1 protein-coding gene (cut by a window edge) is annotated in these 22870 nt (G+C 58.1%); it reads right to left on the reverse strand.

Features of this window, described 5'->3' with window-relative positions; translation table 11 throughout:
• Positions 1 to 22870, reverse strand: partial view of a CARDB domain-containing protein gene (locus tag DYE40_RS01985; protein ID WP_115307499.1) — the 3' portion only. The gene runs 7448 nt beyond the window's last position; 22870 of the gene's 30318 nt are visible here — the last part of the coding sequence; its start codon lies off the right edge, out of view — the gene reads right to left on this strand; it ends in the stop codon at positions 1 to 3.

Genomic DNA, 22870 nt, shown 5'->3' on the forward strand with positions numbered 1-22870 from the left:
TTAGGGGTGGTTGGATTGGATGAGGTCTGCGAGGTGCAGGCGGATGCTGCTGCCTGTGCCTGCGATCAGTTGTTTGCCGCTGGCGGACAGCGGGCGGCGCGGCAGGGTTTCCCAGCCGCCGTGTGCGTTTAGAAGCCATTCGTAGCAGCGGGTGCGGCTGCCGCCGATAAGGGTCAGTTGCAGGCGGATGTGCTGCGGGGCGGCGGCGGGCAGGTGCAGGTGCAGGCGGCCGGTCTGCCAGCCGGCGAGGTCGGCTTGGCCGGTGTCGGCGACGGTGTGGCTGCGGCGGCCGTCGCTGAGCACGGAGCCGGCGGGCAGGCCGGAGAGCAGGATTTGCCGCCGGCGTTTGCGCGGCAGAAGCGGAACGGCCTGATGGCGGGCGATGAGGGCGATCAGGGCGGCGGCGGCCAGGACGAGCCAGCCGAGCTGCTGCCTGAGCGTCAGGCGGCCTGCATCTGCGGCCTGCTCCGCAGCGGGCGGGACGGATGCCGCGCCGCTGTCTGCGGGGAGGCCGGCGGCATGGATGGCGATCAGTTCGGGGCGGCCGCTGCCGATGAGGGGGATGCGGACGCTGCCCTGCCCCTGCCGGGCTTCGATTTGGTGCAGGCGTGTGCCGCCCTGATAGATTTTGAGCAGGAGGGGGGTGGCGGTGTCGTAGTCGAAATGGTAGTGGGCTTGCCCTCCTGCTTCGGTGTACAGGGTTTGTTCCCACAGCCATTGGCCGCCTGCGGTTTGGCCGCTTTGGGTCAGCAGGGTGAGGATGTCGCCCAGTACGGGGATGGGGATGGCGGGGCTGCCGTCGGCGGGGGCGGGGTTGTTTTCAGACGGCCTCTGCGGAACGGCGGGCTTGTTGTCGGCAGGGGTCGGGCTGTTTTCAGACGGCCTCTGCGGAACGGCGGGCTTGTTGTCGGCAGGGGCGGGGCTGTTTTCAGACGGCCTCTGCGGCGGGGTGCTGCCGCTGTCGGTGTGTATCGGCTGTTCGGGCAGGCTGGCGGACAGGCCGATGTTGCCGATGCGGATGCGGCTGTCTGCCGCGCCGAAGCCGAGCAGGTCGAAGGACAGCCAGACTCCGGCCGGGGCTTGGGCGGCGGTTTGCGCGGCCAGGTAGGACGAGAGGTCGAGATGGTAGCTGCGGCTGCCGTCGGGGTGGTAGATGCGGCGGATGTTGGGGGCGAGGCTTTCGCTGCCGTCGGCCTGGATGTTGAGCAGGCTGTCGCTGCGGCCGAGTCCGTTGGCAAACAGGGGGCGGCCGGTGGCGGCATCGAGCAGGGCGGCTTCGAAGGCATCGGGGGCGGTGTGGCCGCCGTTGGCGGACAGGCTGCCGCCTTCGAGGGTGAAGTGCAGGACTTTGTGCTGCGGATCCAGCCTGAATGCCTGCGACAGGCGGCTGTGGCCGTCTGAATCTTCGTGCAGCCATGCGCTGCTTTGTTCGTAAACAATGCGGCCGCTGCGCTGCCATGCGTTTCGGGCTGTCTTGCCCGCCAGCGGGACGAAGGAGGTGTGCGCCGCTGCGGCGCGCCAATGGGGGCGGGCTGCTCCGGGCTGTGTCAGGGGGGCGGTGATGCGTTGTGTGCCGCCGTGGAAGGCCGAATCGCTCAGGCGCAGGCCGAGGGCGAGGGCATCGGGGGCGGCGGGCAGGCGGCGGATGCCTTGCGCCAGCCTTTCGTTCATGATGCTGTTTTCCATGCGGTTGTCGTTCAGGCCGAGGATGTGGCCGGTTTCGTGGATGAGGACGGTGAGCGCGTCGAGGCCGCGGGCGGCGGGGCTGCCGGCGGCGGCGCGGCCGTGGTGTCCGCGCATGGCGTATTCTTCGTGTGCCTCGGGGGTGGGGTCGACAAACCAGCCTGCTCCGGCGGCATCGGGCGAGAGCCAGATGGTGCCTTCGCCGTCGGTGTGCGCGGCGCGGCCGGCGGGCAGCTCTTGGAAGAGCAGCCTGATGCCGCTCAGGCGGCTTTCTGCGACACCCCATTGCCGCCAGTAGGCTTTGGCGGCTTCGAGCAGGGCGGGGAAGCTGCTTTCGCCGTCGAGCCAGATCAGGCCGCCGCCGGATCCGATCAGGGCGAGGATCGGGCGTTTCAGCCGGTCGTGGTCGAGCATGATGCGGCCGTCGGCCTTTTGGCCGCCGCTGCCTTTCAGGGCATCTTCTTTGCTGAGATAAACGCGCATTTCGAGACGGATGTCGGTTTCGAGATTGGGCAGTTTGTTGGCATCGAATGCACCCGCACCGGGTTGGCTTTTACTTTTAACAGCCGCATTCCGCTTGTTCAGTTCTTTCATTAAATCTCCCCCTACCCTGCTGTTCTCACTAATCAGAATCTTGTATTTGCCGCTGGCGATTTTGGCGTACAGGTCTTTTTGGTTTTGGTTGAGCAGGTTGCGGTGGCGGAAGCTGCTGTTTAAGGCATCCTGGTGCGCCCAGGTGGATTTGGCTTCCACCAGTTGCAGGCTGATGCGGCCGTTTTGCTCGATGATGACGATGTTGTCCATGATGCCGCCGAGATCCAGCAGCCTGCCTGTTTCGCTGTCGACCAAGCGGTAGGGCACTTGGCTGTATACATTATCTGCGCCAAATTCTTGTTTCAGCGCGGCGGTTACGGCGGCTTCGTGGTCTTTGGACATGTTGTGCAGGGTATCGTACCACTGCTTGTCCAACTCGATTTCGCTGCCGTCGTTCAGACGTACGCGGCCGTTTTTCAGGGTGGCGTTTTCGTCGAGCAGGCCGTGGGTTTTCAGCAGATCCAGGGTGTGCGCATCGGCGATGTGGCGGGCATCTTTGTCCAGCTTTTCCGTGGTTTTTTGAAATTTGGCCAGGCTGATGCCGCCTTTTTCTTTCAGGACTTCGCTAATCAGGCGGATTTCGTTCAGCTCCTGGGCAAGGTAGTTGGCAAAGGCATAGCGGTTTTTCAGGGCATCTTTGTGGATGTGGATTTGCAGGGTGCCGTTGCCGCGCCACAGGCTGTCGTAGGTGATCAGGCCGTCGCGGCTGTTGTGGTTTAGGATGTAGCTGGCGGGCGTTTGCGCCATTTGGGGATGGGGGCCGGGCATTTCGTCCGTTACGCGGATGAGCAGCAGCTTGCTTGTGCCGTCGGCATCGGTGAAGCGTACGGCCATGGCGTTTTGATCCACGTCGGCGGCCAATTCTTCGGACATGTATTTGCGCGCCTGCTCCGGCAGCGGGCCGTGATCTTCAAATTTCCAGCCGGATTCCAATCTGCCGTTTTGCTCGAATGCGGAGAATACGCCGTCTTCACGGGCATTGTTGATGGCTTCGGCAAGGTCTTTGGCCGGATGCAGCTCCCGATTAAACAGGGTTTTGAAGCGGGTGCTGAACGCTGTGCCACGGATGTGCAGGCCGTCTACCACCGGCCCCATGCGGTCGCCGAGGTAGCGGTAGGCGTAGCGTATTTTGTGGGCAAGGCTTTCGCCGGTGCGCAGTATGGCGTGCCGCAGGGCATTGGCGGCTTCGCGGGCGGCCATAGCCGACTGCATTATGCCCTCGGCCAGCTTGCGCTGCGTGTCGCTCATCCGCTGGCGCAATCCGGCCGCCTGCTCCAATTTTCCTTCGCTTCCCAAGCGCATGAGCGCGGCGCGGTCGGTGTGTATTTTGCTTCTGCCTGCTTTGAAGCCTATGGCCAGCGTCAGCATATTGAGGCTGGCTTTGGTGGCTCTTTGGGGATCGTGAAGGAAAGCCCCGTCCATAAAGGCAGAAGCAAATTCCTGCCCGGTTCCCCATGTAGCCTCAACCGGATTGAGCGATTTGAGCAGGTTGCCCGTGTCTTCAAGCAGCCGCTGCGGATCCTGATGGAACATATAGTCGCGGCCGGCATTGGAGAAATACAGCGGGTCGTTGCGCACTGCTTCGGCTATCGGGTCTTTGTCCAACTCGCCGTCTTCCCACAGGTCTTTAAACACTATGGGAATGGTTTGCTTCAGACGCGATTCTATGTCGAGGAAGGTCATGCCGACATCGTACAAACCCAGTGCGTTATCATCGATATAGCTCGCCAGGCCTGCAAGGTTGCGCGAGAAGCTGCTGCTGTGGTTGCCGTCGCCGTCGTAGGTGAGCTGGTTAAATTTGAGGTGCATCAGCCTGATCTGCCGGATATCCTCGGAAATATCGAGGCCGAGCTTTCTCTTTTCCGCAGCCAGCATGGTGCGCGTTGAAATCCTGCCTTGCAGCTCCAAGCGTTTGCTGAGGATGGCAAACGAATCGTTTTTATCCAGCCCGTATTCTTCATAGACATTAATCATGCTTTCCGGAGTTTGCTCTTCGGGCAATACGATGTTGTCTGTGCGGCGCAGAACACGGATGTCGTTGATTTGGGCATCGTGGTTTTCAATGCCGTAAATCCAAAAAAATTCGTTGCTGCCGTTGGCGGTGGCATACCGGCCCGGCGTAAGCAGCGGAATCTGCTTTTGCGGCGCAGCCGGGCTGCCGTTTGCCGTGAGCAGCTTGGGTATCGCCACGCGGTCTATGGGCTTGGACTGGTTCCATTTCTGCGTTGCACCGGCAAAATCCTGCTCCGCCTGCGTCAGCAATGCCGCCGCATCCCACACCAGCAGGCTTTGGGATGAGCGCCATATTTGTTTCTCCGGCAGGTATTCGTCGTTAAACCAGACGTTGGCCAGCAGTTTGCCGTCGGCCGTCATGGAAAGATGGCGGATCGCTCCGCCGTTGATGGCGGAAGTGGCGCCGATATATTGCGGCTGCCCGAGGTAGCCGAACGGATCGCGAATCACGGCAATCTTGCCGCCAATCTGCCGACCCACACCGTAACGCCCTTCCGAAGTCCAGGATGGATCGTTGAATTTAAAGGCATAATCCGACACAAAGGCATAAAGCACATTGTCCAATACGGCCAGCACCATATCGGATGCCCGCTGCACATTCTGACGCATCAGGCGGGTGGAAAGGTCTTTGTCGTTGTCGGGATTCAGGCTGGTGCTGATTAAATCGGCACTGCCTGCCAGCTCTCCGGTGCGTTCGTCAAGGGCGGCACGGATGGCGGACACGCCTTTATTGCGGTCGGAAGCATGGGATACCAAAAACTCCCCGGGCAGCAGGCCGGCAATGATTTGATCGGGGATGCGGCCCCGGTCGTGTGCTTCAAAAAAATCTGCATCCAGACGCAATACGCCGGACTCCATCTCACCTGCGGCATTAATCTGCATCAGATCCAGCACATAAACATCGCCTTTGGCCGCGTTGTTGTAACCGAATTGGTTGACCAGCCGCTCCCTCTCCTGTGAAGCTACCAAGCCGAGATAACGGTCGCCGCTCAGTGCCAAATCGCCGATACCGTGGGGCAAATCGGCAATGTGCCGCGAACGGATGACTTGCTCCGTTTCCAAATAGCCTTCTTCCATGGAATTAGCCATCAGACGGATCAATCTGCCGTTTTTGCCGGTTTCCGCAATATAAATCCAACTGCCGTGCATCATCATGGCCGAGATGTTGTCCGGACGGCTGCGCAATTCGACCGTGTGGACAATAGATAAGGATTGGGTATCCAATACATAGATTTTGCCGGAGCCGCGCGGGCCGGCAATAAATGCCAGAGTGCCGTCGTGGCTGAAGACTATCGGGTTGGTATAGCTGCCGTAAAAGCGTAATGCCTTGCCTTTTTCATCTGTTTTGACGGTGCGGACGGATTCCAGAGTGCCTACGGTTTGATCGGTGTTCGCGCCGGTGCGCACGATTTCCAGCCCGTAAGGCGTAACAATGATCGAGTCGGTAAAACGGTAAGCGTATGCGGGATCGGCCAGATCGCTGTATACGTAATCATCCGTGCTGCCGTCGTCGCCGTTGGTAAATACTTTGGCCCGGCGTTCCACATGGATAAAGTGCTGCGACAGGGCAATACCGGAATCCAAGGTAATCCCTATCTCGTCATCACTCAAAACCTCCGGTGCGAACGAGGCGGTCAGCAAACCTTTTTCCAGCGGCTTTTCAATATCTTCCCAGCCGTTTTTTATGGTTTTGGATTCCAGCCGCACTTTGTAGTCAAACTGCCGGTAATCCGCACCCGAACGGAAATGGTTATTGACTTTCAAAGTCAGCTTCCGGGTGTTTGTATCGTAATGAATCCGGCTGATACTGATGCCGGAATCACGGACTCCGGCCGTCTCCGCTTCCGGCAGATTCAGCTCGAAACCGTTAAAAACGTCGGCAGTTTTGGGTAGGACTTTCTGATAAGTTCCGGCCACGGAATAAGCAAGCACACTGACGGGATCCGGCATTAAGGCAAACATGGCCACACCGGCCAATGCCATATGGGGAGAAACAGCCATAGCCATGGACGCACTCCGCACCCACATAGCCGACCAGTTGGTATCGCTTACTTTGACTGTGGCACTACCCGTTTTGTCGTCGTATTCGGACAGGGTTACATAATAAGTCGAGCTGCCGCCGTTGATGCCGGAATACGGCGGGCTGGCAGTGCGGGCAATGCCGTCTTCGCCGATATAGCCGTTGTCCACCAGCCACCATGTATCGTGCAGCCTGCCTTGTCCGTCCATAATCCGGCCTTTCTTCCAGAAATGGACTTCTTTGCCCGCCTGTACCTTCCCTCCCATCATGTCTTTGATGTTTAGAGCGAGCTGCAGCGGAATCTCGGCTTTGCCTTCGGTTTCGATGCGGAAGGCTCTCAGGCCGGTAAGCAATCCCTTGCCCGGCGGCGGCATACCCGTTTCGTCCAAACCAATCTGCCTGATGCTGACTTCCGTCCCTGCTTTCAGGCTGCCTGCGGCCACCATCATCCGGTTGCCGTGTCCGTCCTGCACAACCGTACCCTGCCCTTCTTGGATAACGGCTTTGCCCGTTACGGGTTCTTGGATATCCAGTATCAAATCGTATTGGCGGCCTTGGTTGATAACCGATACTTTGGCTTTGCCGACACGCTTGGCGGTAATCAGGCCGTCGGCACTGATGTTTGCCAAGCTGCTGTCGCTGATGTGATAGGTTGTGCCTTTGGCTGCGGCATCAATGCGGCTGCCGTCAGCCTCGCTCACTTTCAACTGCCTTTGCCCCGTTACGGGCAGGGCTATTGTCAGCGGGTAGACATCGAGTTCGATTCCTCCGCCGTCCGCCGCTGTGCCTTCCGTACCGACAGTGATGGCATTGATGCCTTCTATGCCGCGTGCCTTTACTTTGACGACGGTGGTGCCGTTTGCTTTGGCTTGGATGCTGCCGTGGCTGTCAATGGCGAGTATGCTTTCGTCTCCGGATTCAAAGCGTACATAGTCGGCGGGCAGGACGACTCCGGCTTGGTCTGCGAAGTCGCCGGTAATGCGAAGCTGTGTGTTTTGTCCTGCAGCAAGGCTGCTGATGCGGTCGATGTGGATGAGTACGAGTTTGGCATCGCTGACGGCAACAGCCAGCTCTACCGGCGCGCTGCGGCTGTAGCCGTCGTCGGCCTGTACGGTAACGGCGGCCTGGCCCGAATAGCCTTTTTCGGGCTTGAATACCAGGGTGCGGCCGTCTGAAAGCAGTTGCGCTTCTCCGTGGCGGCTGCCGAGGATGCGCCAAAAGACGCTGTCGCCTTCCCAATCGCGGGCGTTATCGTCCAAGCTGCCGCTTACGGCCAAATCGGTATGGGTCCGTACAAAGGTGTCGCCGCTCTGTACTGCGGGAGCGAGATTGGCCCGGTAGCCGTATCCGGTATAGAGAATTTGGCGGTCGGCATTGTCGGTTTGGCCGTTGCCGTCCAAGTCGCCTGCGCGGGTATGCTTGGCAAATGCTTCTTCCCAAGCCGCACTGTCTTGCGCATCGGCTTTGCCGTCGCGGTTGAGGTCGGCTGCAACGGCAAGACTGATTTCCGCCCTGCCTTCGCCAAGCAGGGAAAACTGTTGCAGACCAGAACGGCTGATTTTGAGCAGGGTGGTGCGGATAGTGCCGTCGGTGTGGCTGCCTATCGCGTGTTCAGATCGGATACGGCTGTCTGGGCTGTGGCGTACGGCGATGATGATGCTGCCGGATGCACCAGGTGTTTGCACGGTGGAGGCCAGTTCGCTTTCGCGTACGGCAAAGGTAAAACGCTGTTCTCCGTTCAGACGGCCTGACCATTGTCCGCCGCCGCTTATCCATTGGGCAGCCGCACCGAGATAACGGCTGCCGTGGCCGAACAGCTCCCCGCCGTCGGTATAGCCATAGTGCGTGCCTAAGTTATCGGCATCCATGCTGCGGACAAGTTTCAGACGGCCTTGCATATCGTAGCGATAGACATAGGTTTCGCTGCGTCCGCTGTCGGCGGAGATGCCGCTGACGCGCTCTATGCGCCCCCGGCTGTCGCGCACAAATCCGATGCGCCGGTGCAGGCTGTCTCCCACAAGGGCAATGCCCGCATCGCTGACCAGCCATTGTCCGCCGTCGGCAAAGCGGACGGCTTCCACTCTGCCATGACCATCCAAGCTGTATTGCGTGCCGTGCGGATCGGTCAGGGTGTAGCGTTCGGGCAGCCACGGCAGGCCGTTGTCGGCATGATGCAGACGTTTGCCTTGACGTTGCAAGGCTGTATCTCCCGCAGCCAGCGTCCAGCCATTATCGCTGCCGAATACGGCTTTCAGACGGCCTGTGTCGTCGGCTTGGGCGTTAAGCGTGAAACGGAGCTGCCCTTGTTCCGGGGCAGCCTGCCCGGATACGGACGGCATGGCCAACCAGACGACGGCACCGTCATGCCAGGCGGCAGGCAGACCCTGGCTGTCGGTGCGGTCTTGGTCGTGGCTCAGCCGTGTGTCCAAACCGGCAAGCGACCAGTTGCCGAAATCGTACCCTCCTCCGGTTTGCAGGATACGGTCGAGTGCGAATGTGCGGCTGCCCAGCCGGAAAACGGCATCACTTGCGCTTTGTACGGCAGCCTTGTCCGCGCTATCGGCCATAATCCGCGCGTAAATTTCGCTGCTGCGTCCGGCCAAATCGGTTGCACGCAGGCGCAGGCGGTAGATTCCGTTGGCAAATAACCGTGGATCAAATTCGGCCAATTCGTATTCGTCGTTGGCGGCATCGGCCGCAAAGTCGCGTTGCGCCAGGGTCTGCCAATTCATGCCCTCGGCAGACGCAATTTCCAGACGGTAGTGCGCCAACTGCCGTTCGCGGATGACGGCACTCAGGCCGGCCGCCGTAGAAATGCGGACAGGTGCATCGTTGAAGTTGGCGGCCGAGAGTGCGCCGCGCCATCGGATTTCAGGTGCTTCGGCATCCAGGCTGTCGCGCACTTTGATATGGCCGGTTTCGCTGTGGACGAATCCGTCGGCATCGGTAGCCCTGACAAGCAGTTCGATGATGCCTGCCGTGCGTGCGTTCAGTTTCAGACGGCCTGCATTATCCAAAGCAATATGCTGCCAGCTTTCTGGCTGCTCGGGATTCCATCCCGTGCCGCGCACCTGCACCGATACGTCGGCGATGTCGGCATAACTCTTGGCGCGCACGGTGGCGGAAACGGTTTGGCCGGGAAGAACGGCATCCGACGGAGTGAGCGTCAGCGCAATCTGCGGCCTGATGGCCGACTTGTCGGCTACGACGCGCAGCGCCAGTATCCGGCTGCTGCTGTTGCGTCCGTCGTCTGCCTGTACGCGGATCAGATAATCGCCCGTCTGTGCAGGGCCCGGTGTCCAGCGCAACTCTCCTTCTGCAGCATCGTACACCGCGCCTTCCGGCAGGTTGTGAAACGCCAGGCTTAACGCACGGGTTTGCGCTGCTCCGTCGGCATCGCTGATGCGTATGCCCGCGCCACTTTCACTACTTTTGACAACGGGTATGCGCAAAGTCTCCCCCACTACCGCCGCATGGCGGCCGACACGGATTTCTGGAGAGCGGTTCACATCCAGCACACGAACCCGTACCGAACGCCGCACGGTGTCTTTGCCGTCGGTGGCCGTGAAGTTGAAGGTATAGGTACGGCTGTCGGCAGCGGCGTTGTCGACGGTATCCGGCGGCGGTGTCCATTCAAACGTACCGTCCGCACCGTTAAAGGAAATGCCTTCCGGTGTGTTTTCGTCATAAACCAAGGCGTAGCGCAGGGCATCGCCGTCGGCATCGGAGCCGGTCAGATTAAAGCTCAGGGTTTCGCCTTCGCGCACCAACTGCAAAGGCAGCGGTGCCAGCTCGGGAGACAGATTGCTTTCGGCTACACGGATTTCTACGGTGCGCTCCGTTTGTGCGCTGCCGTCGGATGCACCCAGCTTGAAGCGGTATGTCCCGTTGTTGCGCTGCGCGGCAGCATGGTCGGGCAGCCAGTTTAAAACCAGCAGCGTCTGCCCGTTGCCGGAAGGCTGTGCGACGGCAGTCATGCCCGGCGGCAGATCCTGTCCTGTCCAATGTGCCGCATCCAAGTCGGCATCGCGTACGACGGCTTCTATCCGTAGGGGTATGCCTTCGGCAGTATGTATCAGCAAGGCACCTTCCCGGTTTGCAGTTTTCAGACGGCCTGTGGGATGGAAAGCTTCGACGGCAACGATTTCGGGTGCGAGATTGCGTTCGCGTACGGTAATGCGCACGCTGCGGCTGTCGGTATTGACGGCGGGCAGGCGGCTGGGATCCGGTATATGGCCGGCACTTTCGGATGGAAGGCCGCTGTCGCGCACCACTACGGTCAGATCGTGGCTGCCCGCCTGCGCGGCAGTCGGTGTCCATTCGATACGCGCCCGACCATATTGCGCTTCGCGCACCAATTCGGCCCCGGAAGGTAGACCCTGCACGGTGTAATGCAGCTCATCCTGATCGGCATCACTGACAAGGATGGGAATGGAAAGCTTCTGCCCGATAACCGCGCTGATACGGGACGGCAGGCTGATGACCGGGGCTTCGGTTGCGTTTTTCACGGTTACGGTAAAACTGCTGCTGCGGCTCAAACGCGCACTGCTGTCGCCGTCGCCGTTGTCGGTGGCGGTAAGGACAACGGTGTGGCTGCCTTTGTCGCCCTGCTGCGGCGCAAGGCGGATGATGCCATGCACCATCCTGCCCTGTGCGCTTTGTTCGGTACGGGTTTGGGTGAAAACGGCAAACGGCGGCAGGCCGGCAAACACCAGTTCGACTCCGTTGCCGTCGGCATCCTGTACGGCAACGGGTATTTCCAATATCTGTCCGCGGGCAACAGCAACATTGTCCAACTGCCCGATCTGCGGGGCGCGGTTGGCGTTTTCCACAATAATCGGGAAGGTCAGACTGCTGCTCAAAGGCACGCCTGTGCCGTTGCCGTCGTCGGTTGCAGTAACGTTTATGCGGTAAGTACCTGCCTGTGTGTAGCCCGGCTGCCAGACAATTTCCAGCGTTTCGGGATCAAACACCGCACCTTCGGGCAAACCTTCTACCCGGTAGCGGACACTGGCAGCGACATCTCCGCCGTTTTGAGAAACGGCTTCCCTGCCCGCACCCAAGCGGATTTTTGGCGTGAAATGCGGATTGTCGGGATCAAAAGCAAAAACGCTGATACGCAGCGGCTGGCCTTCCACAAGCTGCCAAGCCTGCGCATCCCCGAATTCGGGTGCGCCGTTGGCATTGGCTACGTCCAACACAATATCCTGCGAAACAGATACGGCCACTTCGCTGCCGCCGGCAGCGGGTCGGTGGGTGGCCGTCAGCCGGATGGGAATGACGGTACGGCCAGCCTGATTGAAAGAAGGTGTCCACGTCAGCCAGCCGGTTTCGCTGTCCAGTACCGCGCCTGCAGGCAATACGCTGCTGTGGTACGACAATTCGATACGTTCTCCGCCAGCCTGCTGCAGCCCGCCTGCAATGCCGCCTGCAAGCTGTAAGGCAAAACGCTCGCCTTCGCGTAACTGCTGCACGGCAACGGGAGCCAGCTCGGGTTTGGCATAGCCCTGTGTAACGGTGATAGCAAAGCGTTCGCGCACGCTGTGTTTGCCGTCGTGGGCAACGGCTTCTATGTCGGAATAAACTTCCGCCTGATCGTAGCCGGGCTGCCAACGCAGTATGCCGCTGCCCGCATCATATTGCGCACCGGCAGGCAGGTTTTTCAACAATACGGTAACGGTGTCACCATCTGCATCCGATGCGACCAGCGGCAATGCCAATGCCTCACCTTCGGCCAGCGTGATGTTTTGCGGCACGGCAAGCTGCGGCGGACGGTTTGCTCCTGCTGCGTGCAAGGTGTAGCGTTTGAGGGCACTGCCGCCCCTGTCGTCGGTAACGCGCACCAGAATTTCATTGTCGGCCAAATCGTCCGCCGCAGGTGTCCAATGCAGAGCGACGGTTTGGCGGTAGCTGCCGTCCGCTGTCGGCACAGCTGCTTTTCCTGCATCCAGCCTCATGCCTTGCGGTGCCTGCAACAGAGTCCAGGTAAAGCGGCGGCTTTCTTTGTCTTCCGCCGCCAGCACATCGCTCCACGCTTGGCCGGCTACGGCGGGCTTGATGCCGTCTGAAACCGTGTCCAAACCGTTTTCAGACGGCCTGCCGAGCAGGGGTGGGGTGTTGGCATGGGGAAGAGCATACACTCGGTGTGCCGGCTCCGCTTTAACCAGGCGGGCATTGGCGGTATTCGCAGACACCAGGCTGACAGTAATGCCGCGCAAAGTCTGTCCTGCTGCCAGCCTGCCACCCTGTTTTTCCAGCATTTCGGTTGCATCAATCAGCCACAAACCCTCCTGACTGCCCGACAATGCCTGCGCACCGCCTATACCCGCACCGAAGTAACGGCCGGGATCGAGCAGAAGCAGCAGAGGGCCGCGTATGTCGCCACTACCGATATTGGTAAGGTCCACATCGTAGCTGACACTGCCGGAAAGGCGGTCGGCACGGGTTTGCCTGTAGCGGATACGGACCTGCTCGCTGAAATCGCTTACCGTGGTAAAGACTGCCGTATAAACACCGTCTAAGCGCAGCCGGTTGCGCCCCTGAATATTGGTGGAAACTTCTAAACGCCATTGCTCGGGCGCAAGATCAGGCAAGGTAAGGACAACCGATTGACCAGCTTCGTCGTAACGCACCGATTCGGGCCGTACAAGCTGATTACTCCCCGGAGTGGTGCTGACAAGGCGGTAGTTTTCGGGATTGAGTACGCTGGCAGCATCGCGGCTGTCCCGTCCGCTGCTGCCCGTCCACATGGCTTGGTCGAAACGCAGAGTAATCTGTCCCAAAGGCAGGGGCAGCAGCGAGCCGTCCCTCACCGAACCGGCCAGCACTTTCGGTGCTTTGGCGGGCGCAACTTCGTCCACAAAATTCGTCTGTGCGACCAAAATACGTCCGTCTGAAGAGGCCAATACTGCCTCAGCACGGGTTCCACCCGTTGCCAACTGCAAGGCCTCGCGTGTTGACAGGGCAATAAGCCATACGGAAGTCGTATCGCCTTCTGTTACGGATTGTCCGTTGCGGGCGGCGGCAACCAGCAATCCGTCCAATACACTGCCGGCCTGGCCGAAAGCAATACCGCCTATCTGTCCGGCCAAACGGTATTCCAGCTCGGCACGGCCTTTAAACTTGCCAGACATCGGAAAGCTGACAATATCGGTATGCGTCTGCCCTAACCCACCCGGCTGCCGCGATACTGCCCAAAGGCGGCCATCCGTACCGAAAGCCAAATCGGCGGCGTGATGGTTGGAAAAATGCTGCCATGCGCGGCCTTCTGGGGCTGATGGGTCAAATATTTCAATGCCGCTACCGCTGGTAACATAGATTTTTCCTGTATCGGGGTCGATCGCCAGTGCGTGGGTTAGCGGCTCACCGTTAGGTAGCGCGTAACGTTCCACAATACGTCCGCTTTGTGCATCAGCCAGCCACAGCTGGTGGCCGGTCATCAGCCAGAGCCGTCCTTTGCCGTCTGCCGCCATATCCAATACGGGTTCGTCGGTTTCAAACAGAGCAACGTTGCTGTTGCCTCCTTTTTCAGCATCGTAGGCAAAAATCTGCCTGCGCTGTGTACCTCCGCTGACTAAAAGCGTACCGTCGGGCAGTAAAACCATGGCGGACGCTCCTACCCCTCCCCGGCTTTGCGCATAACCCGAAGCCAGGCCTCTGGCCGCAAACGGTGCCAGTACGGTCCGTATGTCGCTGCTGCGGCCGTCTGAATTTCCGGCCATCAGGCCGGGAAGCTGCTTTTTCGCTTCGGTAAACAAAGCGTTGTCCGCATAGCTGCGGCCGCGTTTCGCCAAAGGCGTGCTGTGCGTGGTTTGCAGGCTTTCCCGTATTCCCAAACGCTCCGCAACCTGCGCCGCCGTACCGTCGTCCGGCAGCACGGCATAGCGGATGTCGGCCGTTTCGCGGTTGCCAGCCATATCGGTTGCTGCTGCCAGAAATTCATAACTGCTGCCCGCTTCACCAGTAAACAATGCTTCGCCCGCCGCACCCGCTGCCTGCTTTTTCCAGATACGGAAATCGCCGCCGTCTTTTGCCACATAAACGGTTACATGCCTCACACCGCTTTCCTTGTCCTGAGCCTGCCATTGCACGCGGTAAACGGGCAGGCCGTCTGAAACGGTTTGCGCGACGGCTGTAAGCACCGTCTGCGGGGGAGTGCTGTCCAAGCGGTAGGTTTGGATGCCGCTGTCCTGAGGTGGTGTATTCCCGATAAATATCCTTGCCTGCGCGGAGATTTCGACATCTCCCACCACAGAATCACGGGCGGCAGCGGTGTAGGCCGCATAACCGGTATTCGCAACAGACGATCCGTCATTTGCTCCGGGTAGCAGGCCACGCAGGCCGTCTGAAACCACCAAGCCGGTATCGGCATCCACAGCCTGCAACAGCCAGGTAACGATGCCCTGCTGCGCATCAACGCCCGCACTCACGCGCAAAATGAAGCCTTTGCTGCCGGTAAAGTCGAAATCACCTTGGAATGAAGCCTTGTCTCCGGGCAGATGAATGTTAATGTCGCCGATTTTCAGGTCTTTCAGCCGTACGCTGTATGCATCCAGATTCGGGTCGATACGGGTAAGGAGACGGATTTCTCCGGCAGGCTGTGCCGTGGTGTTGCGGAATTTGAGTGCAAACGGCAAATCGGTACCGGAGGGAAGATAGGCCTGCCCGTTACTGCCCGTTGCTGCTGCAGGCCCCTGTACGCTGACCGCGCCGCTGCCGTTTTGCGCGGCAACCTGTGTCAGATATTGGGTAAGGTTGAGTGCCTGCGGGCTTAAAGGCCTGAATTCTTCATCCAGCATACCAATGTGGCGCAGATATTCCATTTCGGCCTTACCGCCGGCAAATACATTAAAACTCAGGAAATGGGTTTCCCGTTCCGCTCCCATATCGAATTCGGCCGCCTCAGGGTCTTTGGGAACGGGCGATTCCGCATAATTGCCTTGTTCGTCCTTACGAACTTCCAGATGATGTATTTCTCGGACTTTCGCTTCTTTATCCCCCGCATGACGCGCCGTGTCGCCGTACCACGCCTGTATTTTTGCGAAAAAGGAAAGCATATCCGGCTGCGTCCGATATTCTTCTCCCGCTTTGGATAACAAAATACCTGTGGCCAAAGTCGCATTCAGGCTGACAACCTGAGGCGTGGCACGAACGGGCGCGGCCTCATTTTCGGCGCGCAACAGCCCGGCAAGTTCCAAAGCAGCTAGCCAGCCTTCTATCCACTGGCCTTCATCTGCTGCCAGCAATTGCAAAGCCGCACCGGCGGATTTGTCCGCCAAAATGGCGGCACGCAGTTTTTTGGCGTGTGCACTCTGATCGGCTACAAACTCGGCACGGGTCAGCGGCGTGGCACTACCCGAAATATGGAATTGGAAAGGCAGCGACAGACTTTCCGTTTTAGTCAGACGCTCTTCAGGATTAAAGAAGCGACCCGGCAAATCAGGGCTGATTTTCGCCAAATCCTCCACCCCGTTGTCCAGCAGCCCCTGCTCTTTCCAATCGGGGCGTACTGCGTACAGCTTGCTACGCAGACCCGCGAAATCCCGCGCCATCCATTCTTGCAGGCCGGGATAGGTCTGCACGTTGAAGGTTGTACCGACAAAACCACCCGCATGTACATCGAAAGCGTAGCCGGGTGCGAGATTCAGTCCGTCGGTATTGAGTGTGCCGTCCAATACCGCCCACGGAACATCACTGCGTATGTCTTCCAACGGTGTTTCGCCGTAGCTTTGTGTATTGGCAATGGCCGTACCTTTCCCTTCGGGACGGCCGCCGATATTGCTGCCAAACACCACATAAGGCAGACTCATGCCGCCGATCAGATAGCGGCTGTGCCCCATTTCCGACGCCCCCACATCGAAACGGACATAAGGTGTGTCGACATTGGTCAGGCTTTTAAGCGATACGCTGTAATCGGCAGAGCTGCCCGGCTCAATGTTGCGCTCACCTCCGATGCCGATGGTAACGTCCGGCTCAACAGCACGCTCCACTAGGAAAAGGTAAGGTTCGGTAACGGTTTGTCCGTCGGCATTGCTTACGATTACGTCGTACAGGCCGTAAGGCGCAGCACGCAGGTCGAATACGGCACGAATGCGGGTGGCATCCAGCACTTGCCAGCGTTCCGGCTCCGTTTCATAAACGCCGGGACGCGACAGCCTGACCGTTGCGCCCGCATCAAAGCGGGCACCCGCAATATCCACCGTTACCCAGCGGTGCGTATCGCTGCCGCGCCCTCCCTGATCTGGTGTAACGGAGCGGATGGACAAGGGTAGGGTTTCGGCACGCAGGGCAACAGTTTCGCCACCCGCACGGCGTGATTTCACCAAGATATAATAATCGCCCTCCTGTGTGGTCGGAATCAGGGCTTCTTGGTCTGCCGACGTTGCCTTGCTGTATGCCGCATCATAGGCTTGTCCAGTCGGCACGTCGCCATAACGGATGTAAAGCTCGTTTTCACCTTGCGCGCCCGCCGAATCCAACACAACCCGCAGCGTTTCTCCCGCACTGGTGCGGACGCGGTAGAGACGCATATCACCACTATGGAGCGCGGTTTCGTGTTTCACGCCCAAAGCAAGTTCCGGAACGGTAACGCGCACGGAGGCCGAAGATGCGGCGAAATTGTTTTTCTCGCCTTCCTCCATCAATAATCCGTTTTCCGTATATCGAATTTTGCCTTCGTATACTTCGTTGTGGGCATCGGGTCGGATAATGATGCGCCAGTTGCCTTCTTTGAGCGGTGGCATCACGATTTTGCGGTCTATGCCGCTTTGCAATGTGGCAGTGTAGCTGCCGCCGGCCGCCAATCCACCCATATGCGCAACATGTCCCAAGAAGATGTCATCTTTGTCCCAGGCGTTATCAGATGACAAATAGACTGCATCGCGCCAATTACCGTAAGCCTGGTGTTTTGAATCGTTGTGCACGGTATAGCTGATGCGGATTTCTTCTCCTACGGCAGCCGCAGGCGGCGCAGCCACATGGCTCACTTTCAAATCGGCCGGTTCGGGTAGCTCAATCAGCAAAGGCTGTACGGCAGCCGCATGGTTGTTGCGATCGCGGTCGAATTCCCGTACCGCACCGAAACCATCCGCCGTGTCAGCAGGGTCGGTAACGACAAATACATAAAACATACCCTCCAAATCCATCGGTGCCTGAACCGTCAGACTGCTTTCATAAGAACCACCCTCGGGCAACCCACCGGTATGGTGCGTGTAACCAAGGTAGCGGTCTTTTTCCAAATCTAGAAAACGGTCTTTGGAAAGATAAATTTTGTCCGTCCAACCGCTTTGTCCGGCAGGCGTTTTTCCGCCAAAATTGCTTACCCGGTAGGCAATTTCAAACTGCTGACCGGCGATAGCACGTGTCGGCGCAACAAGCTGCGTTACCTGCAAATCGGGCGGAGCGACACGCACCACCGGCAGGTCAATGCTGCGGATATTGTTGCCTTCGTCTTTAAATTCGGGAATATGGTTTAGATAGTGCTGCGGCCAAATAGTCGGCAGACCGTCGCGGATAGAGCTTTTTATATTGGACATCCTGTTGAAATCAATCGGGGTTTCGGTATCCGCTTTGACGATCAGACGATAGTTGCCCCCGATGTTTTCCGGCAGAGTGAAACTTGCCGACCGCGTGTAGCGCTCGCCCGGACGCAGATAACGGATACTACCGTCGTCATTTTCCCGGCTGTAGCCCGACATAGCTACTTTGAACTCAATTTCAAACCGTTTGCCCCGATCCACCAAAGGGTAATCCGACGCGTCAAGCGCATCGTCATGAGACAGATACAGGCCGTCCAGCCAAAATCCGGTACGCGTTTCGCGCGTACCACGGTTGGCTACCGTCCACGTTACCGTAATGGTTTCACCCGATTCGGGATTGGGATTGGACAGGGTAATTTCTTCCACCTGCAAATCGGGTTCTTTATAGCTGATGTCTACTGTGCCGCGGCCAATGTTGTTGCGGTTGTTTTCCCGCTCGAATACCGATTGTGTGTAGTGTTCTACTGCCCCCATATGTTGGGGTGTAAGCGGATAGTCGGACAGCTCGGCCTCGGGATGTCCGCTGTCGGTGCTGCCTCCGCGCAGATGATCGGCAATCACATACAGATAATATGTGCCGTCATAGCCCGCAGGCACGCGCATCCGTGATGTAGCGGTATAGAGGCCGTCTGAAAGCAGTCCGCTGCTGTTGATGTGTTCCAGAGTACCCAGCCGTACCGCACGTTCGGGGATAAACTCGGGATCCTTACTAATATAAACCGTATCCTGCCACGATTTAGTGCCTTGCCAGACATCGCTACCGAAGTTTTTTACCGTCCACGAAACCTGCGTAAACTCGCCCGAATCGGCGGGTTCGGCACTGACCGCGATGACCCTCAGGTCGGACGGCCGGTTGGTAACTGCACTGGCGGCAGCCGTACGGTTGTTGCGGAGGGAAACTTCCTGCAATGTTCCCGGCACCGCATTGGTTTCAACAATCAAATAGCTGCCGGATACCGACGGTGCCAGCAAGACTTTATGTTCTGCCGTATAACTTTCCCGATTACCCAAGCCACGCCGTTGTTCGAATTCTCCCAGTAACCATTTGTGTTTTGCCTTATCCGCATCTGGGTGATCGGCCAACCATACTTTGTCCCGCCATACACCATTTTCAAAGGCATCTCCACGGTTTTTAACCGTGTAGGCGAACGTATATTCCCCACCCGCTTCCGCAGTTTTAGGAGCGCGGACAGAGCTGACCTCCAAATCGGGCGGTGTAATACCCAAAATGCGTACCAAACTGGCTTTGTAGTTGTTGCCATCGGTGTCAGACGGATCATCAGAATTGATATTGGAAGCCAATGTGTCTTCCAATATCACATCATAACTGTCGCTCCACACCGTCAAAAAATATTCGCCTGAAAGCAGTCCTTCGGGAAGACGGGCACGGATGCTGCCCAAATAATCCTCACCTGCTTTCAGACGGCCTTTATGAATAATACTGCCCAGCAGGATGTCGCCCTTCGCGGCAGACGGGCGGCGTGCATCCCGCGCCAACCACAAAGTGTCTATCCACGAATCGACGCTGCTGTCTTCGGCAAAAGTTTGCGCAGCACCTTGATTACTTACCTTATATCCAACTTCCACCACGCCGCCATGTACCGCCTGTCCGGGTGCACTGATGTCTCCGGTTACTAAATCGGCAAACGGCACTGCCTCCACATACAGCTTGGCAGCAACGATATTATTGTTTTCATTCGGATGCTCGCCGACTGCTTGCGTATCATCGGCGGCGACAATCAAATACACATTGCCACGGTAGCGGATAGGAATTTCGATGTCGTCGAGAACGGCGGTATATTGCCCGCCGACAGGCAGAGAAGAAGGATTGGCAATGCGTTTAAGCAGGCGGTCGTCGGCACTCAGTTTGCCGTCCAACGACAGATAAACACCATCCTGCCATGTCCGGTTAGCAGCCTCGCTACCCATATTGGATACCGTATATTTCACAGCCACACGTCCACCGGCCGTAACGCTTGCCGGTATCTGCACATCAGAAACACGCAAATCGGGACGCGGATTGAGCCGTACCAGCATCAGGCTGTCCGAAACCGCAACGTTATTGTTTTTCAAACCGCCGTGTTCGTATAGCGTGTTTTCCCAGTTGGACACTACTTCTGCACGCCATTGACCCGACAAATGTTTGGGCAGGCGAATGGTTTCGCTGCGGGTATAACGTTTACCCGTTCCCAAACTTTGGGTGTAGCCGTAACGACCCAATACAACGGGTTCACCGCTGCCGTCGGCAGATACCAAGCGCACTTCGTCCTGCCAGCCGCCGACAGCGGCTGCTTCGCCCCGGTTCAATACCGTCCACGATATGTCAATCAAACCACCTTCTCCAGCTTCGGCAGGCAAGTCAATCTTTTCGACTACCAAATCGGGCGACGGTGCAAGCATAACCGGCAAACTGATGCTGCGCTGATTGTTGCCGGTATGGCCGAACTCAAACACGCTGCCGCCGAGGGAAAGGTTCAAGTAATACTGTCCCGACAAACCTTCGGGCAGCAGCACGTTCAAGCCCGCATTGTATCTGCTGCCCGCTTCCAAGCGTCCGATGTGGACGGATTGGCTCAAATTCCAGACTCTGCCTCCGCCATCGGCTTTTTCGCTCAGCCAGATGTTTTCGGAAAATGTATCCTTATCGGTAATGCCGATACCCTGATTGGACACCGACCATGACACATTTAACACCCCGCCACTGACTGCGTTGCCCTCTGCCGACAAGCCTTCCACCACCAAATCGGCATAAGGCTTGGGCATTACTTCCAAAGTACTGCTGTGTACATTGTTGCTTTCGCTGCCGTTTTCCCATACCCGGCTGCTGTTATCTATTTGGACGAATAGGCGGCCACTGCGGGAAAATTCTGGGGTAAAACGGTAAGTAATGCGGTCGGTATAGCTTGCACCCGCAGCCAATGCGCCCGAATGCGTCCTGCTGCCCAAAACAATATCGTCGCCGTCTCCAAGCATATCGTTTGCCGAATAAACCACGCTGTCCGTCCATGCGGCGGTTCGTCCCGCGCCCAAACCGATATTCTGCACCGTCCATTCCACAGTAACAGAAGCCGGATCGCCGATTACTCGCTCCGGCACACGCACGGCGGTTACGGACAAATCGGCATGTCTGTCCATAACCACTGCGATTTCGGACACACCCGTATTGTTTTGTTCGCCTCCGCTTTCGTTTACGGTCTGTGTACTATCGCTAAGCACCAGCAGATGCCATTTCCCATAGAGATCGGCAGGCAGGGTATAAACGAGTCGGGAAACAGTGGATTTTCCCGCTGCCAATCCTTTATGCCGCATTTGTCCGATCAGGAGATCGGTTTTATCGGCACTGCCGTCGCGCGACAGATACACACTGTCGGTAAATCCGCCTGCGTCCGCTTTGCCGCCGTTGCGGGTCTCCCATTCGATGACGACGGTTTCGCCACCTTGCAGACTGCCCGATGTGGCAATGCGGGCAATCTGTAAATCAGGTGCTGCAATCCGGATGTCGGAATGGCCGGTATTGTTTCGCTCTTCCGATTCCGCGATAAGGCCGCGCTCATCGGTCGTAACTTCCAAACGCCAGTCTCCCGGTTCCGCATCATTGGGTACCATAAAGTCCAGGCTGTGCGTATAGCTGCCTCCTGTCGCCACCCGGAGCAAGCGCTGTTGCACAGGAAGTAGGATAACGCGCTGCCCATCTTGTTTGTGCACTAGGCGCAAACTGTCATATACAACACCGTCTACATCCTTATTGCCTAGATTGCGCACGGTATACGACAAAGTAACAGTTTGTCCTGACACCCAAATTGCAGGCGCACGAATGCCTTCAAGCACCAAATCCGGTCTTTTTTCGGCAGCTATCCTGACAGCGGCGGCCTGAGTATTGTTTTCCCGCCGTCCTGTTTCCTTGACGGCATCAAGAGCATCCGTCCGCACAACCAGAAAATAGCCGCCCACCACCGTTTCCGGAGGGATATGGACATCCATTTGCGCCTGATAGGCACCGCCTGCACGCAAACCACCGGTATGGGAGTACGAACCAAGCAAAACGGCATTTCCATCCGGATCGGACGTATGCGACAAATAAACGCGGTCGATCCATCCGCGTGTGCCTGCATCAGCCTGCCCGATATTTTCCACACGCCAGGAAACGGAAACGGTATCACCGGCATAAATGCTTTCGGGTAGAGCAATATCCCGCACCGCCAAATTGGCATGAGCAGCGGTGATGACCGCAGGTTCAGAAAGACGGATATTGTCGTTCCGACTGTCGGGTTCCAGCACACGGCCGTCTGCATCGGTAATCACCGCCACACGATAGCGGCCATGCAAACCGGCAGGAATGTCTATCATGGCTTCGGCGGAATAGGTAACACCTGCCGCCAAACCGCCTTTGTGCGGCACACGCGCCAGGATGATGTCGTCGCTGTTGCCCGTTACGGCATCCTGCGTCAGCACCAGCATATCCGACCAATCTCCGACGGCGGCAACCTTGCCGCGGTTGTGTACCGTCCATGCCACACGCACACGCTGTCCGGAAGCCATATTTTCAGGAACGGTCAGTGAATCAGCCTGCAAATCGGCGTATTCGACTGCTGCTGCATGAAAGCCGGTCTGCATACTGTTGTTCCGTTCGGCATCGCCCGCATCGTTGACTTCGAATATCAGGCTTTGTCCCGCCGCATTTTGGTCTGCCGATACCACCACGATAAAATCGCCCGTACCAGCCGCACCATCCGGCAGCGTAAAGACAAACGAACGCGCCCGGCTCTCCCCTGCCGCCAGAGGGCGAGCATCCTCGCCTGTAAAAACGACGGAAGTATTGATGATCTGCTTCCCCATGCTGCCGTCGGCATTGGCGGCATACACCTGCACGCGATCCCCAAAGCCTGACGGAGCGGCCGTTTTGCCCTGATTTACATCGTGCCAACGCAGCAAAACCTTTCCGCCAGCACGAGCAGAAGCAGTATCCACTGTCAGATTGCGCACGGCCAAATCGGAGCCGTTTTCCAGCAATACGAAAGCCGTA

Origin of the sequence: Kingella potus, assembly GCF_900451175.1 — a bacterium.
Lineage (GTDB): Bacteria > Pseudomonadota > Gammaproteobacteria > Burkholderiales > Neisseriaceae > Neisseria > Neisseria potus.